The organism is Streptomyces sp. NPDC048018 (genome assembly GCF_043202995.1).
In the GTDB taxonomy this organism is placed as follows: Bacteria; Actinomycetota; Actinomycetes; order Streptomycetales; family Streptomycetaceae; genus Streptomyces.
This window is the reverse complement of record NZ_JBIDBK010000017.1, coordinates 1-18,006: the sequence shown is the minus strand read 5'-3', so window position 1 is coordinate 18,006 and position 18,006 is coordinate 1. Positions and strand designations below refer to the sequence as shown.

Genomic DNA, 18,006 nt, shown 5'->3' with positions numbered 1-18,006 from the left:
CGGCCGCCTCACGGGAGGGGCCGCCTCACGGGAGGGGCCGCCTCACGGGAGGGGCGGCCTCGGCCGCGCGGATCAGGCCTCTGCCCGTGCCGCCGCCGCACCCCGGCACGGGCAGGGGCCGCCTCACGGGAGGGGCACCTCGGCCGCGCGGATCAGCCGCCGCCGAGCTCCCCGTCGAGCACCGCGAACAGCTCGTCGTCGCTCGCGTCGTCGAGCACGACCGTCTCCTCGCCCTCGGCGCCGGCGCCCCTGGTCCGCGTTCGCCACCGCTGCAGCAGCGATTCGAGACCGGCCAGGATCGCGTCCCCCTCCTCGGGTGACGGGGACGCGCTCGACAGCAGCGCCTCAAGGCTGCTCATCCGTCCCAGCAGCGCCTCGGCGTCGTCCTCGGCCCGCGGCCGCAGCTCCTCGTCCAGCCACGCCGCGGTGCGCCGCGCGGTGGGATGGTCGAAGACCAGGGTGCTCGGCAGTGACAACCCGGTGTGCCGGCTCAGCCGGTTGCGCACCTCGACTGCGGCCATCGAGTCGAAGCCGAGCTCCGAGAAGGCCTTGTCGGCGTCCACCGACGCGGCGCCCGCGTGCCCGAGGACCTGGGCCACCTGCTCGCGTACCAACCGCAGCAGCGTCCGCGCCCGTGCCTCGTCGTCCTGCGCGCGCAGTCCGCGCACGAAGGCCTCGGGGTCGGCCCGCCGGGCGGACCCGCGCCGCGCGTCCGCCGGCCGTGCAGGGCCGGGGCCCGCGGCGTCCGGCGGCTCCCCGAGAGACGCCCCCTCGGGGAGCGGCACGGCGTGCAGGCTCACCGAGGCGGCCGACGCCACCGGGATCCCGGAGGGCGTCGTCACGGAGAGGCCCTCGCCGGTGAACGCCATGCGCAGGACCGGGGCCGCGGACGACGCCGCGTCGGACGCCCACCGGACGCCGCGCCACGTCGAGCCGAGCGGCACGCCGTCCGGCCCGGTGTCGGCGTCGACGGCCAGCAGTTGGCACAGCCCGTCGAGCAGCACCGGATGGATCCGGTGGGCGGCGGTGTCGACGTCCTCGGGCGCCGCCGCCTCCACGTAGAGCGTGCCCTCGCCCTGCCAGGCCGCCCGCACGCTCCGGAACCGCGGGCCCAGTCGGAAGCCGCGTGCGGCGAGGCGGGCGTACAGCTCGTCGACGTCGAGAGCCGTGGCCTCCGTCGGGGGCCAGGTGTCCGGTCCGGGGGCGGGCGGAGCGGCGCTCGGGGTGAGGATGCCCGTGGCGTGGGCGGTCCAGGGCGCTTCGGAGTCGTCGGCCGGACGGGAGTGGACGGTGAGTTCCGCGCGGTCGTCGGCCTTGGTGACCTGCACCTGGACGTCCCTGTCGCCGTGGGCGGGCAGGACGAGGGGCTGCCCGGTGACGAGTTCGGCGACCTCGCCGTACCCGGTGGCCTCGGCGGCGTACAGCGCCATGTCGAGGAGCGCCGTGCCCGGCAGGACGACCACGCCGGCCACGGCGTGGTCGGCCGGCCAGGGGTGGCTGTGCACACCGATCCGGCCGGTCAGCACCGTCGCCGCGCCGTCCGCGGTGGTGACGGACGCGGCCAGCAGACCGTGCCCGGTCTCCCGCAGCCCCGCCGCGCCGACCCCTGCCGTGGGCCGCTGGTCCGGCCCGGTCCCGGACAGCCAGTAGCGGCTGCGCTGGAAGGGGTAGGTGGGCAGGTCGAGGTGGCGGGCCGGCGCGGGCAGGTGCCAGTCCACGGCCACACCGGACGCGTACAGGGCGGCGGCAGCAGTGAGGAGCATCGTCCGGGCGGTGGGACCGTCCGGCTTGGGGCGGCGCATCAGCGGCGCGAAGGTCGACTCCGCGGTGTCGTCGAGACTCTGGCGCGCCATCGCCGTGAGTACGGCTTCGGGGCCGACCTCCACGAAACGCGTCACGCCCAACTCCCGAGCCGCGGCGAGACCGTCGGCGAACCGCACGGGCTCGCGCACGTGCCGCACCCAATAGCCCGGGTCGGTCAGCTCCGCCGACACGACCTGACCGGTGACGTTGGAGACCACCGGGACGCTCGGCTCGGCGTACGCGACCGTGGCGGCGACCCGGGCGAACTCCGCCAACATCGGCTCCATCAAACGCGAATGGAAAGCGTGCGAGACCGACAACCGGGTGACGCGCACGTCGACGTCGGAAGCCCGGCCGGCCAGCCGGTCCAGGTCGGTCACCGGTCCCGAAACGACGACCGCCGCAGGCCCGTTGACGGCCGCGATGTCGACGGACAGACCGTCGGTCAGCTTCTCGACCTGCTCGACACCGGCGGCAATCGCGAGCATGCCGCCGCCCTCGGGCAGCGCCTGCATCAAGGAACCCCGCGCCACCACCAACCGCGCCGCATCCTCAAGCCCGAACACCCCCGCCGCATAAGCGGCAGAGATCTCCCCGATCGAATGCCCCACCAGCACATCCGGAGTCACACCCCAGTGCCGCAACACCCCCACCAGACCCGCCTGCACAGCGAACAGACCCGCCTGCGTGAACACCGTCGCATCCACCGCAGACGCATCCCCGCCCCAGATCACGTCACGGATCGGAACGGACAGATGCCGGTCCAGCGCCCCACACGCCTCCTCGAAGGCAGCCGCGAACACCGGCTCGGAGACGTAGAGTTCACGCCCCATACCGAGCCACTGCGAACCCTGCCCCGTGAACAACCACCCCGTCCGACCGGCCGACACCCGCCCCGTCACCGCACCGGTCCCGTCGGACGCGAACGAGGCCAGACGCGCCAGCGCCTCCTCGCGATCGGCGGCGAGGATCACCGCACGATGCTCCAGAGCGGCCCGCCCGTGGGCCAACGCCGATGCCACTTCGACGGCTTCGGCGTCCCCGCGCTCGGTCCACCACGCCGCGAGGCGTTCGGCCGACTCCGCCAAGGCATCGGACGATCGCGCCGACAGGGTGACGGCCACCGGACCCTCGGCCGCCGGGGTGACGAACCTCCGCTCCTCCGCGGCCTGTTCGAGGATCACATGGGCGTTGGTGCCGCTGATGCCGAAGGACGAGACCGCGGCCCGCCGCGGGCGATCGCCGTCCGCCACCGGCCACGCCCGCGCCTCCGTCAGCAGCTCCACCGCCCCCTCCGGCCACTCGACCTGCGACGACGGGGCGTCGACGTGCAGCGTCCGCGGCATGATCCCGTGCCGCATCGCCTCCACCAGCTTGATGACACCCGCGACACCCGCGGCGGCCTGCGTGTGCCCCAGGTTCGACTTCACCGACCCCAGGTAGACCGGTGCGTCCGCCTCCCGGTCCTTCCCGTACGTGGCCAGCAGCGCCTGCGCCTCGATCGGGTCACCGAGCCGTGTGCCGGTCCCGTGTCCCTCGACGAGGTCGACATCGGCGGCGGTCAGGCCGGCGTTGGCCAGGGCCGCGCGGATCACCCGCTGCTGCGACGGACCGTTCGGCGCGGTCAGACCGTTCGACGCACCGTCCTGGTTGACGGCCGAACCCCGCACCACGGCCAGCACCGGATGCCCCAGCCGCCGCGCGTCCGACAGCTTCTCGACCAGCAGCAGACCGACGCCCTCGCCCCAGCCCGTGCCGTCCGCGGCGTCCGCGAAGGCCTTGCACCGGCCGTCCACCGACAGACCGCGCTGGCGGCTGAACTCGACGAAGGTCTCCGGTGTCGACATGACGGTGGCGCCGCCGGCCAGCGCCAGCGAGCACTCCCCCGAGCGCAGCGCCTGCGCCGCCAGGTGCAGCGCGACCAGCGACGACGAGCACGCCGTGTCCACCGTCATCGACGGGCCCTCGAAACCGAAGACGTACGAGACCCGGCCGGACAGGACGCTGCCGAGCGTGCCGTTGCCGACGTAGCCGGCGACCTCGTCGGGGATCCGCTGCAGCCGGGTGCCGTAGTCCTGGTACGAGGTGCCCGTGAAGACTCCCGTGTCGCTGCCGATCAGGGTGACGGGGTCGATACCGGCCCGTTCGAGGGCCTCCCAGGTCGTCTCCAGGAAGAGGCGCTGCTGCGGGTCCATGGCCAGCGCCTCGACCGGGCTGATGTTGAAGAACGCGGGATCGAAGCGGTCGGCGTCGGCCAGGAAGGCCCCGCTGCGCGTGTAGGTGTGGCCGGGCCTGCCGGGCTCGGGGTCGTAGAGCGCGTCGACGTCCCAGCCGCGGTCCGCCGGGAAGTCGGAGACCGCGTCGACGCCGTCGGCGACCAGGCGCCACAGGTCGCTCGGCGAGGTGACCCCGCCCGGGAAGCGACAGGCCATCGACACGATCGCGATCGGCTCGTCGGCGGCCGCCGCGGCGACCCGGCGGGCCCCCGCCCCCGCCGTCGCGGTCGCGGTCGCGGTCGCGTCGGGAGCGGTGCCGGACAGCTCCTCGACCAGGTGGCGAGCGAGCGCGCGCAGGGTCGGATGATCGAACAGCAGACCGGCGGGCAGTCGCAGGCCCGTCTCCGCGCCGAGCCGGTTGCGCATCTCGATCGTGGTGAGCGAGTCGAAGCCGAACTCCGAGAACGGGCGGTCCGACTCCAGCACCGTCCCCTCCGGATGCCCCAGCACCCGGACGGCCTGTTCCTGGACGGCCCGGAGCGCGATGCCCGGCCGCGCCGCCTCCGGTGCGGCCGCCAGTCGACGGGCCAGCCGGCCGCCCGCCGCGCGCCCGGCGGCGGCCCGGGCCGTGGCCGTGCGGAACAGTCCGGCCAGCAGCGGCGCCCGCTGCCCGGCATGGTCGACCACCGCGGGCAGCAGCGGGGTGGCGACGACCGCCGCCTCCTCCATGGTGACCGCGACGTCGAACAGGGCGAGGCCCTGCTCGACCGAGAGCGCGGGCAGGCCGACGCGCGCGCCGCGCTCCCGCTCCGCCGTGTCGAGGGCCGCGCCCATGCCGCCGCCCTCCCAGAGTCCGTACGCGATCGAGACGGCGGGCAGGCCCTGCGCGCGGCGGTGTGCGGCCAGGCCGTCGAGGAAGCCGTTGGCGGCGGCGTAGTTCGTCTGCCCGGCCGAGCCGAGCACGCCGGCGACGGAGGAGAACAGCACGAAGGCCCGCAGCGGCAGTTCCCGCGTGAGGTCGTGCAGGGCCCAGGCCGCGGCCGCCTTCGGCGCCCACACGACGTCGAGGCGGTCCTCGGTCTGCTCGCTCAGCACGCCGTCGTGCAGGACACCGGCCGCGTGGACGACGCCGGTGAGGTCGTCGACCGTCGACAGCAGGGCGGCGAGGGAATCCCGGCTGGTCAGGTCGCAGGCAACGGCCCTGACGTCGGCTCCCGCGTCGCGCAGTTCGGCGAGGAGCTCCCCCGCACCGGGCGCCGCGTCGCCCCGGCGGGACGCGAGGACCAGGGTCCGTACTCCGTGCCCGGTCACCAGGCGGCGGGCGACGAGCGCGCCCAGGCCCCCCGTACCGCCGGTGATGAGGACCGTGCCGTCACCCCAGTCGGGAGCGTCCGCGGCCGGGGACCGGCGCTCCAGGCGGGCCACGTGCCAGGCCCCCTCCCGCAGCCGCCACTCCGGCTCGTCCGCCGCGGCAAGCGGCTGCCAGGTCCGGGCGTCGAGGGAGGTAGCGGGGGCGGCGGGCCGGTCGGCCGGCCCGGCTGTGGCAGCGGCCGCGTCCGGGCCGCGGTCCGTGTCCTCGTCGCCGCCCCTGTCCCTCCCGCTGTCGTTTCCGCCGGTCCTCTCTCTGGCTCCGGCTCGCTCCCGGACACCGGCGACGTCCCGCCTCACGCCGAGATCGAGGGCCACGTCGGCGTTCAGATCCAGGTCGGCATCAAGGGCCGCGTCGACGTCCCGCCTCACGTCGAGATCGAGGGCCACGTCGACGTCCAGGTCCACCAGGACGAAGCGGCCGGGGTGTTCCGCCTGTGCGGCGCGCACGAGTCCGGCCACGGCGGCGGCAGCGGGCATCGACGCACCTGCGGCGTCTCCGCCGGCGGCCGTCGCGATCACCAGCGTGCCGCCGTCCCTGGCGGGGTCCGTCACCCAGGCCCGCAGCACGGCGAGCACCGCAGCCGTCAGCGAACGCGCCGACTCCGCGTCGGCGGCGGCCGGGAGCGGGCAGACGCAGACGACGACGTCGCCCTCGGCGTCCGCCACGTCCGCCGGCCCGACGACCGCGACCGGTGCGGCCGCGCGGGGCTCGGGAAGCGGGGTGGCCGTCCACGCCACCCGATGGAGGGCGTCCAGGGCGGAGGAGGAGGCGGTGGCGGCGGCAGCAGCGGTCAACTCGGCGCGGGTCACGGACCGCAGTCCCAACGTTGCCACCGTGCCGAACGCCACTCCCTCCTCGTCGAGCAGGGACAGCCGCCCACCGCGGAACACCGCCCGCAGCACCCCCGCGCCTCCCGGGGCCACCGTGATGCCGCGCCAGGACGTGGCGAGCATCGGCGTGTCGGCCGCGGCGGTGGGCTCGTCGGCCGCAGTGCCGCCCAGCGCTGTGACGACCTGGCAGACACCCTCCAGCAAGGCGGGGTGGAGGGTGAACGACGACGCGGCCGACCGGGCGTCGGGCGCGTCGGGAAGAACCGCTTCGATGAAGAGGTCGGTGCCGTCCCGCCACGCGGCCCGCACCGTGCGGAACGCCGGCCCGTACGCGTGCCCGCGGCCGGCGAGCGCCTCGTGCAGGGTGTCGAGGTCCAGCGGTACGGCCTCCGGCGTGAGCCAGGCGGGCGCCGCCGCGGCCGGGGGTACGGCGGGTGCGGCGGGTACGGCGCTCAGCGTGCCGGACGCGCAACGCACCCACTCGGCCCCGTCTCCGCTCCGGACGTGCACGCCGACGCCCCGTCGGCCCGCGTCGTCGGCCACGCCGACACTCACCTGCACGGGGGTGCTCGCGGATGCCGACAGGACGACCGGGGCACGGAGGTCCAGCTCCTCCACGGTCGCGCAGTCCACCTCCTCGGCGGCCCGCAGCACGAGGTCCACGAAGACGGAAGGAGGCACGATCGCGACACCGTCGACGGCGTGGTCGGCCAGCCATGGATGCGCCTCGGCCGACAGGCGACCGGTGAGCACGACGCCTCCGGTCTCGGCGACCGTGACTGCCGCGCCCAGCAACGGATGCCCGGTCGGCGTCTGCCCCACCTGGCGCGGATCGACGCCGACGGGCATCGAGTCCTGCCAGTAGCGGCTGCGCTGGAAGGGGTAGGTGGGCAGGTCGAGATGGCGGGCCGGGGCGGGCAGATGCCAGTCGACGGCCACACCGGACGCGTACAGGGCGGCGGCGGCAGTGAGGAGGGTGGTGCGGGCGGTGGGACCGTCCGGCTTGGGGCGGCGCATCAGCGGCGCGAAGGTCGACTCCGCGGTGTCGTCGAGATTCTGCCGGGCCATCGCCGTGAGTACGGCTTCGGGCCCGACCTCGACGAATCGGGTCACGCCGAGCCCGCGGGCCGTGGCCAGACCGTCGGCGAACCGAACCGCCTCCCGCACGTGCCGCACCCAGTAACCCGGATCGGTCAGCTCCACCGACACGACCTCACCGGTCACATTGGAGACCACCGGGACCCTCGGCTCGCGATAGGTGACGGTGGCGGCGACCTGGGCGAACTCCTCCAACATCGGCTCCATCAACCGCGAATGGAAGGCATGCGAGACCGACAAGCGCGCCGCCCGCACACCCGCCGCCTCAGCCCGGCCGGCCACCTGCTCCAACTCCGCCACCGAACCGGAGACGACAACCGCAGCGGGCCCGTTGACAGCCGCGATGTCGACACAGAGACCGTCGATCAGATTCTCGACCCGCTCGACACCGGCGGCAAGGGCCAGCATGCCGCCGCCCTCCGGCAACGCCTGCATCAACGAACCCCGCGCCACCACCAACCGCGCCGCGTCCTCAAGCCCGAACACTCCGGCGGCGTACGCAGCAGAGATCTCTCCGATGGAGTGCCCCACCAGCACATCCGGGGTCACACCCCAGTGCCGCAACACCCCCACCAGCCCCGCCTGCACAACGAACAATCCCGCCTGCGTGAACACCGTCGCATCCACCGCAGCGGGGTCCTCACCCCAGATCACGTCACGAATCGGAACGGACAGATGCCGGTCCAGCGCCTCGCACGCCTCAGCGAATGCCGCCGCGAACACCGGCTCGGAGTCGCAGAGTTCACGCCCCATCCCGAGCCACTGCGACCCCTGCCCCGTGAACAGCCACCCCGTCCGACCGGCCGAGACCCGCCCCGACACCGCACCGGAACCGTCGGTCGCGAACGCGGTCAGCGATGCGAGGGCCTCCTCGCGCGACGAGGCCAGAACCACGACGCGATGTTCCAGCCCGGCCCGCCCCCGCGCCAACGCCGCCGCGACCTCGCGGACTTCGGGATCGCCGTGCTCGGACCACCACGATGCCAGCCGGGCGGCGGACGCCGTCAACGCCTCCGGTGACCGGGCCGACAGCGCCAGGGCCACGGGGGCCTCGCGGGTCTCGGGCGTCTCGGGCGTCTCGGGGGCGTCCTCCGGGGCGGGTGACTCCTGCGGTACGGCGGCCTGTTCGACGATCACGTGCGCATTGGTGCCGCTGATCCCGAACGACGACACCGCCGCCCGCCGCGGCCGTTCCCCCACCGCCGACCACTCCCGGGCCTCGGTCAGCACCTCCACCGCGCCCGCCGACCAGTCGACCTGCGACGACGGTGCGTCGACGTGCAGCGTCCGCGGCATGACCCCGTGCCGCATCGCCTCCACCAGCTTGATCACTCCGGCGACGCCGGCCGCGGCCTGGGTGTGCCCCAGGTTCGACTTCACCGACCCCAGGTACAGCGGCTCGCCGCCGTTCCGGTCCCGCCCGTACGTCGCCAGCAGCGCCTGCGCCTCGATCGGGTCACCGAGCCGCGTCCCGGTGCCGTGTCCCTCCACGACGTCCACGTCGGAGCCGGCGAGCCGGGCGTTGGCCAGCGCGGCACGTATCACCCGCTGCTGCGACGGACCGTTCGGCGCCGTCAGACCGTTCGACGCACCGTCCTGGTTGACCGCCGAACCCCGCACCACCGCCAGCACCGGATGCCCCAGCCGCCGCGCATCCGACAGACGCTCCAACAACAACAACCCCGCACCCTCACCCCACCCCGTACCGTCCGCCGCCTCCGCGAACGCCTTGCACCGCCCGTCCACCGACAAACCCCGCTGCCGACTGAACTCCACGAACGTCTCAGGGGTCGACATCACCGTCACCCCACCCGCCAACGCCAGCGAACACTCCCCCGAACGCAACGCCTGCGCCGCCAGATGCAGAGCCACCAACGACGACGAACACGCCGTGTCCACCGTCACCGCCGGACCCTCGAAGCCGAACACGTACGACACCCGGCCGGAGACGATCGCACCGCTGCTCGTGCCCGGCCCGTAGTCGTGGTACATGACGCCCGCGAAGACGCCGGTGCGGCTGCCCTTGAGGGCGACGGGATCGATGCCGGCGCGTTCGAAGGCCTCCCAGGACGTCTCCAGCAGGAGACGCTGCTGCGGGTCCATGGTCAGGGCCTCGGCCGGGCTGATGTTGAAGAAGGCCGGGTCGAACAGGTCGGCGTCGTGCAGGAAGGCTCCGTGCCGGGAGTAGGTCTTCCCGTCGACGCCCGGCTCGGGGTCGTAGAGCGCGTCGACGTCCCAGCCGCGGTCGGCCGGGAACGCCGAAACGGTGTCGCGCTCCTCGGCGACCAGCCGCCACAGCTCCTCCGGGGAGGTGACTCCGCCCGGGTAGCGGCAGGCCATCGACACGATCGCGATCGGGTCGTCGTCGCGGGCGGCGGGCGGCGGGGCGCTCTCGACCGCGGGTGCGGCCCGGCCGCCGATCTCGTCGAGCAGGTGCCGGGTCAGGGCGTGCGCGGTCGGGTGGTCGAAGAGCAGCGTGGCGGGCAGCCGGAGTTCGGTCGCGGCGCCGAGCCGGTTGCGCATCTCGATGGTGCTGAGGGAGTCGAAACCGAGCTCGGAGAAGGGGCGTGCCGGGTCGATCGCGGCCGCGTCGTCGTAGGCGAGGACGGCGGCCGCCTGGCTGCGGACGAGTTCGAGGACGACGTCGAACCGCTCGGCGGGGTCGGTCTCGGCGAGTCGGCGGGCCAGGGCGCCGGAGTCGCCCGCGGCGGTCCGTGCGGTCCGCCGCGCGCTTCCGCGGAACAGTTCGGCGAGCAGGGGGGCGCGCTGTCCGGCGTGCTGTGCCAGCGCGGGCAGCAGCCGGCCGGCGACGACGACGTCGTACCCGCCCGACACCGCCTGGTCGAAGGCCACCAGGGCCTCGGCCGTGGTCAGTGCCGGCAGGCCGGCCCGCTCGGTACGGCGCAGCTCCGCCACGTCGAGCGCGGCGCCCATGCCGACCTCGCCCCACAGCCCGAAGGCGATGGCGGTGGCCCGGCGGCCGTCGTGCCGCAGGCTCTCGGCCAGGCCGTCGAGATAGGCGTTGGCGGCCGCGTAGTTGGCCTGGCCCGCCGCGCCGAGCACCCCGGCGATCGACGACACCAGCACGAAGGCCGACAGCTCGCGTTCCCCCGTGAGCTCGGCCAGATGGTCGGCGGCCGTCGCCTTGGGACGCCAGACCCGCTCCTGCCGCTGGGGCGTGAGCTCGGTCAGGACGGCGTCGTCGAGGACGCCCGCGGCGTGCACGACGGCGCCGAGGTCGGCCACGGTCTCCAGTACGGCCGCCAGCTGGGCACGGTCGCCGACGTCGCAGGCGACGGCCCGCGCCCGGGCGCCGGCCGCGGCCAGCTCCTCGACCAGCGCGTCGGCGCCGGGGGCGTCGGGACCGGAACGGGACAGCAGGAGGACGTCGCGGACGCCGTGCCCGACGACCAGGTGCCGGGCGATCTCGGCGCCGACCCCGCCCGTACCGCCCGTGACGAGCACCGCGCCCGCCCCCCAGGCAGGAGGGACCGCGTCGGTCGACGGGGTGCCGTCCGTCGCGGGTTGCGCACCAGAGGAAGCGCCTTCGGTCCCCGGGCTCCCGTCGCTCGCAGGGGTCACCGTGTTCGCGGGGGTCCCGTCGCTCGGGGAGTTCGCGGGGGTCACGGACGACGCTCCGAATGCGGACGACACCCCGGATGCGGATGACGCCCCCGATACGGATGTCACGCGGATCAGACGCGGGACGGACCAGGCGCCGTCCCTCAGCCGCCACTCGGGTTCGCCGGAGAGCGCGAGGGCGTGCCAGGCCGTGGGGTCGACCGCGTCGACATCGTCGACGTCCGTGAAGACGAAGCGCCCCGGGTGCTCGGCCTGGGCCGCCCTGACCAGGCCCGCCAGGGCCGCGCGCAGGGGCCCGCCGGAGGTGGCTCCGTCGGCGGCGACGACCAGGACGGTCCCGTGCCGTTCCTCGTCGGCCAGCCACTCCTGCAAGGCCCGGGTGAGCGTCCCCACGGGGTCGCCGCCGCCGGTCCGGAGCACGACCACGGGGGCACGCGAACCGGCCAGGGACTCCGCCGTGACCACGACCGGCCGCGGCGGCGCGGACCGAACCGGAACCTCCCCCTCGACCGGTCCCTCCCCCTCAACCAGTCCCGCGCCCTCGCCCTCGCCCTCGCCAGGCTCCTGCCCGACCGGCTCCACCGGCCGGGGCAGCCGGGTCGGTGTCCACTCGATCCGGTGCAGTACGTCGGTACGGCCCGCGGCACCGGCGAGGTCGGCGGTCGTGACGGGCCGTACCACCAGCTGGTCCACGACGCCGACCGGACGCCCGGCCGCGTCCGCGAACCGGAGCCCGCCACCCGCGTCCACGGCGACCCGCAGTCGGGAGGCACCGGCCGCCCACAGGGTGACACCGTGCCAGGAGAAGGGCAGAGCGGGTCCGGCAGCCGGATCGGGGCGGCCGAGGTGGACCCCGTGCAGCGCCGCGTCGAGCAGGGCCGGGTGCAGCCCGAACGCCCCTCCGTCGGCATCCTCGGGCAGCGCGACGTCCAGGAACAGCTCGTCGCCTCGGCGCCAGACCGCCCTCAGGCCCTGGAACGTCGGGCCGTAGTCGTAGCCGTCGGCGGCGAGGGTCGCGTACGCGTCTCCCGTCGCGACCCGCTCGGCCCCCGCGGGCGGCCAGGCGGAGAGGTCGAGGTCCACGGGGGGCGCCTCCCCGGCGGACAGGGTGCCCTGCGCGTGGCAGACCCACTCCTCACCGTCGTGACGGGAGTGCACGGTCAGCTCGTGCCGGCCCTCGTCGTCGGCCGCGCCGACCACCACCTGGATCTGGACACCGCCCCGCTCGGGGAGCACCAGGGGGGCGACCGTGGTGATCTCGTCGATCCGGTCGCAGCCCACCTCGTCACCGACCCTCAGAGCGAGTTCGACGAAGGCCGTGCCGGGAAGGAGCACCGTGCCGTTCACCGCGTGGTCGGCCAGCCAGGGCTGTGCCTCGACCGAGAGACGTCCGGTGAGGATCGTCCCGCCGGTGTCCGCGACCTGCACCGCCGCCCCCAGCAAGGGGTGGATCACCGCGATGAGGCCGCGACTGCCGGCGTCCATGCCCCGCTCGGCGGCGGGCAGCCAGTAACGGCGGCGTTGGAAGGGATACGTGGGGAGGATGAGGTGGCGGCCCGGGGCGGGCAGGTGCCAGTCGACGGCCACACCGGACGCGTACAGGGCGGCGGCGGCAGTGAGGAGGGTGGTGCGGGCGGTCGGGCCCTCGGACTTCGGGCGGCGCATCAGGGGCGCGAAGGTCGACTCGGCGGTGTCGTCGAGACTCTGCCGGGCCATCGCCGTGAGTACGGCTTCGGGGCCGATCTCCACGAAACGCGTCACGCCCAGCCCGCGAGCCGTGGCAAGACCGTCGGCGAAGCGCACTGCCTCCCGCACATGCCGCACCCAGTAGCCCGGATCGGTCAGCTCCGCCGACACGACCTGACCGGTGACGTTGGAGACCACCGGGACGCTCGGCTCGCGATAGGTGACGGTGGCGGCGACCCGGGCGAACTCCGCCAGCATCGGCTCCATCAAACGCGAATGGAAGGCATGCGAGACGGACAAGCGCGTCGCCCGCACACCCGCCGCCTCAGCCCGGCCGGCCACCTGCTCCAGGTCCACGACCGGTCCCGAAACGACAACCGCCGCAGGCCCGTTGACAGCCGCGATGTCGACGGCGAGACCGTCGGTCAGCTTCTCGACCCGCTCGACACCGGCGGCAAGCGCGAGCATGCCGCCGCCCTCGGGCAACGCCTGCATCAAGGAACCCCGCGCCACCACCAACCGCGCCGCATCCTCAAGACCGAACACCCCCGCCGCATACGCAGCGGAGATCTCTCCGATGGAGTGCCCCAGAAGCACGTCCGGGGTCACACCCCAGTGCCGCAACACCCCCACCAGGCCCGCCTGCACGGCGAACAGACCCGCCTGCGTGAACCCCGTCGCATCCACCGCAGACGGGTCCTCGCCCCAGGTCACGTCACGGATCGGAACGGACATATGCCGGTCCAGCGCCTCGCACGCCTCAGCGAAAGCAGCCGCGAACACCGGCTCGGAGTCCCAGAGTTCACGCCCCATCCCGAGCCACTGCGACCCCTGCCCCGTGAACAGCCACCCCGTCCGACCGGCCGACGCCCGCCCCGTCACCGCACCGGTCCCGTCGGAGGCGAACGAGGCCAGACGCGTCAACGCCTCCCCCCGGTCGGCAGCGAGGATCACCGCGCGATGCTCCAGGGAGGCCCGCCCGTGGGCCAACGCCGCTGCCATCTCGCCGACTTCCACGTCATGTCGCTCGGACCACCACGACGCCAGCCGGGCGGCCGACTCCGTCAACGCCTCCGGTGACCGGGCCGACAGCGCGAGCACCGGGGGACCGTCCGGAGCGGGACCCTGGGCGGGCGACTCCGGCTCGTCCACGGCCGCTTCGATGATGACGTGCGCGTTGGTGCCGCTGATCCCGAACGACGACACCGCCGCCCGCCGTGGGCGATCGGCGTCCGTCGCCGGCCAGGCCCGCGGCTCGGTCAGCACCTCCACCGCGCCCGCCGACCAGTCGACCTGCGACGACGGTGCGTCGACGTGCAGCGTCCGCGGCATGACCCCGTGCCGCATCGCCTCCACCAGCTTGATCACTCCGGCGACGCCGGCCGCGGCCTGGGTGTGCCCCAGGTTCGACTTCACCGAACCCAGGTACAGCGGTTCGGCGCCGTTCCGGTCCCGCCCGTACGTCGCCAGCAGCGCCTGCGCCTCGATCGGGTCACCGAGCCGCGTCCCGGTGCCGTGCGCCTCGACCAGGTCCACGTCACCGGTGGAGAGCTCGGCGTTGGCCAGTGCGGCACGTATCACCCGCTGCTGCGACGGACCGTTCGGCGCGGTCAGACCGTTCGACGCACCGTCCTGGTTGACCGCCGAACCCCGCACCACCGCCAGCACCGGATGCCCCAGCCGCCGCGCATCCGACAGACGCTCCAACAGCAACAGCCCCGCACCCTCACCCCACCCCGTACCGTCCGCCGCCTCCGCGAACGCCTTGCACCGCCCGTCCACCGACAGACCCCGCTGCCGACTGAACTCCACGAACGTCTCAGGGGTCGACATCACCGTCACCCCACCCGCCAACGCCAGCGAACACTCCCCCGAACGCAACGCTTGCGCCGCCAGATGCAGAGCCACCAACGACGACGAACACGCCGTGTCCACCGTCACCGCCGGACCCTCCAGGCCGAAGGTGTAGGCGACGCGCCCGGAGACCACGCTGCCGCCGCTGGTGCTGCCGTCGTCGTCGCCGAGGCCGTAGTCGTGGTACATGACGCCCGCGAAGACGCCGGTGCGGCTGCCCTTGAGGCTGGTGTGCGGGATGCCGGCGCGTTCGAACGCCTCGTGGGCCACCTCCAGCAGCAGGCGCTGCTGCGGGTCCATGATCAGGGCCTCGCCGGGGCTGATGTGGAAGAAGCCCGGGTCGAAACGGTCCGCGTCGTGCAGGAAGCCGCCTTCGCGCGTGTAGCACCTGCCGTCGACGCCGGGCTCCGGGTCGTAGAGGCCGTCGAGGTCCCAGCCGCGGTTCGTGGGGAAGACCGAGACCGCGTCACGGCCCTCGGCGACCAGCCGCCACAGGTCCTCGGGGGTGCCGACGCCGCCGGGGAACCGGCAGGACATCGACACGATCGCGATCGGTTCCCGCGCCGCGGCGAGGTGCGCGTCATGGGCCTCACGCAGCTTCTCGTTCTCGATCAGGGAGTTGCGAAGTGCCTCGACCAGCTGGTCAACCTGGGTGTCCACGGGTCCTCGTGTTCTGCTCGGTGTGCTCGGCTCAGTCCAGCGAACGCAGGTACTCGACGAGCACCTTCATGAACAGCGCGGGCTCCTCGAGGTGCGGGCCGTGGCTCGACTCCTCGAAGATCTCCCAGCGCACATCGGGGATCAGGTCGTGGTAGGGCTGCACCGCCCCGACGGTCACCTCGTCGTGGCGTCCGGACACGAGCAGCGTGGGAACCTGGATGCGCGGCAGGAGGTCGGTCACGGACCAGTCGCGCAGGGTGCCGACGACGTGGAACTCGCTCGGTCCGTTCATGGTGAAGTAGACGGTCGGGTCGTTGGCGATCTCCATCAGCGACGCGGTCAGCTCGGTCGGCTTCGTCGGCAGGCGGAAGACGTGCCGGGAGTAGAAGACGTTCATGGCCTCCAGGTACTCCGGGCTGTCCGTGCTGCCGGCCGCCTCGTGCGCCAGCAGCGTCTCGTTCACACCGGGCGGCAACTGGGCCCGCAACGACCGGAGTTCCTCCCGCCACAGCGGATAGGAGGCGGGTGAGTCGGCGACGACGAGGCCCTTGAGGCCCTTCGGTCTGCGGGCCGCGTAGGCGGCGGAGAGCATGCCGCCCCAGGACTGCCCGAGCAGGACGAAGTCGTCGGCGATCCCGAGCGCGTGGACGAGGTTGTCGAGTTCGTCGAGGAACAGGTCGACGGTCCAGAAGTCCGCGCCCGCCTGCGGCAGGTGTGTCGAACCGCCGTTGCCGATCTGGTCGTAGTGCACGACCGGCCAGCCGTGCTCGGCGAGCCGGGCGAGGTTCAGCAAGTAGTCGTGCGTACTGCCCGGCCCGCCGTGCACCAGGACCACGGTCGGCCGGGCGGCGGTGCGGTCCCCCGTGACCCGGTACCAGGTCCGGTACGGGCCGAAGGCCACGGTCCCCCGGGCACTCGGTGGCAGCGCCATGCGACTTCTCCTTCCCCACCGGACGCGGCGCGCGGATGCGCCGCACCCGGCGGCGGCCGCCGGGCCCGGCGCGGAGCGCACGGCCGGCGGGTCGGGTCCGGCATTCGGTTGCGACGGTAGTGACGGGAACGCGCCCGCGGACCCGCTGCCGCCCCCTGTAGGGGGCGGCGCTCCCCCTACAGCTGCCCGACCCAGTCCTCGACGACGGCGGCCGTGCTGGCGGCGTCGTCCTGGATGAGCGTGAAGTGGCTGCCCGGCGCCGCGCGCAGCTCGTGGTCCGGGTCCCAGGGCCGGGCCTTCAGGTCGCCGGGGTCGCCCTGGTACTGCGTACGGTCGAGGAAGTCGCCGGTCGCGGTGACGAACAGCACCGGCGCGGAGACGGCGTCCAGCTTGAAGTCCGGCAGGATGTCGAAGTAGCGGCTCATCGCGGACAGCCGGGTGCTGTCGTAGCGGCCCACGGTCCGCTCGACCTCCAGCAGGCTCCGCGCCAGCCGGTCCATGCCGACCACCATGGCCTCGTCCTGCACCCGGTAGGTGTCCAGGAGGACCACGCCGGCCGGCACCACGCCGTGCACCTGTTCCAGGTGGTGCGCGGTGGCGTAGGCGATCAGTCCGCCGGAGGAGTACCCGAGCAGGACGAACGGCCGGCCTTCGGCCGCGGCCAGCACGTTCTCGGCCATGACGTGGACGACCGCCTCGGCCGACGCGGGCAGGGGCTCGGCGGCGGCGAAGCCGGGCAGGGCCAGGGCGGAGACGGACCGGGCACCGCGCAGGTGCGACGCCAGCCTGGCGTGCTGGTGCAGACCGCCGCCTGCCATCGGCGTCGAGACGCAGACGATCCGGGGTCCTCCGGGTCCGTCGCCCAGCCGGGCCGACGCCAGGGCGGTCGGCAGTCCCTCGGTGTCGAAGCTGTCACGCAGCTCGGCCACGGCGCGCAGGACGCCGAACGCCTGGGCGACCCTGCCCGCCAGCACCGCTTCGCGGAACAGACCGCTGAGCGAGTCGGCACCGGCGCCGGGCTCCGGAGAGACGGCCGGTGCGGCGCCGCCCTCGGGGGGCGTGGCGCGACCGGTCGCGGCGGCTCCGTCGCTACCGAGCCCGAGCCCGAGGTCGGGGTCGGGGTCGGGGCGGGGGTCGGAGGCGGGACGGGAGCCGGTGGCGGGGCGGAGGTCGCGTCGGTGGCCGGAGTCCGAGTGGGGGTGGGCGGAGTCGGGGTCGGCGTCGGCGTCGGAGTCGGAGTCGGCGTCGGCGGCGGCGGCGGTGAGGCCTGGCTCGGGACCGGCATCGGCATCGGCATCGGCTTCCGTGGCGGCGCCGAAACCGGCACCTGCCGCGACCAGTTCGGCCTGGACGAGCGCGGCGAGGCGCTCCGGATTCTGTCCGTCGAAGACGGCCATGGCCGGGAGCTGCAGCCCGAGCGCCTTGTTGAGCTGGTTACGGAGTTCGATCGCGGCCAGTGAGTCGAAGCCGGACTCCAGGAAGTCCCGCCGGGGATCGACGTCGGCCTCGTCGTCGAAGCCGAGCACCGCCGCGACCCGTCCGCGGACGAGACGGCGCAGCTCTGCCAGTTGCTCCGCCCCGGACAGCTCGCGCAGCCGTCGGCGGAGCGCGTCGTCCCGCCCCGGCCCCCCGCTCGGCCGCACCACCCGCGGGGCCGGCACGAGGGCGCGGAGCATCGGGTGCGGGAGTTCGGGCAGCCGGCGCAGCGCCGGGAGGTCCAGGTGCATCGACAGCACCGCCGGCCGCCCGGTCGCCACGGCGGCGTCGAGGTCGGCGAGGCCCTCCTGCTCCGTCAGTGGCGGCATGCCCGTACGGCGCATGCGCTGCAGGTCGATGTCGCTGAGCCACTGGCTGAGACCGGTCTCGGTCTGCCACAGGGCGTAGGCGAGGGAGGTGGCGGGCAGTCCCTGCGCGTGTCGGTGCACGGCCAGGGCGTCCAGGAACACGTTCGCCGCCGCATAAGCCGACTGCCCA

2 protein-coding genes and 1 pseudogene are annotated in these 18,006 nt (G+C 74.2%); all 3 read right to left on the bottom strand.

What is annotated here, in order from left to right:
- Positions 1–152 precede the first annotated feature (152 nt).
- A pseudogene (locus tag ACGF1Z_RS34310) lies at positions 153–15,008 on the bottom strand (type I polyketide synthase); the annotation flags it as partial.
- A 124-nt stretch (positions 15,009–15,132) separates the two neighbouring features.
- Positions 15,133–16,032, bottom strand: a complete 900-nt coding sequence (locus tag ACGF1Z_RS34305) for a proline iminopeptidase-family hydrolase (RefSeq protein ID WP_393010357.1) — start codon at positions 16,030–16,032, stop codon at positions 15,133–15,135.
- 176 nt (positions 16,033–16,208) lie between these two features.
- Positions 16,209–18,006, bottom strand: a 1,798-nt coding sequence (locus ACGF1Z_RS34300; protein WP_393010355.1) for an alpha/beta fold hydrolase, incomplete at its 5' end; no start/stop codon positions are given.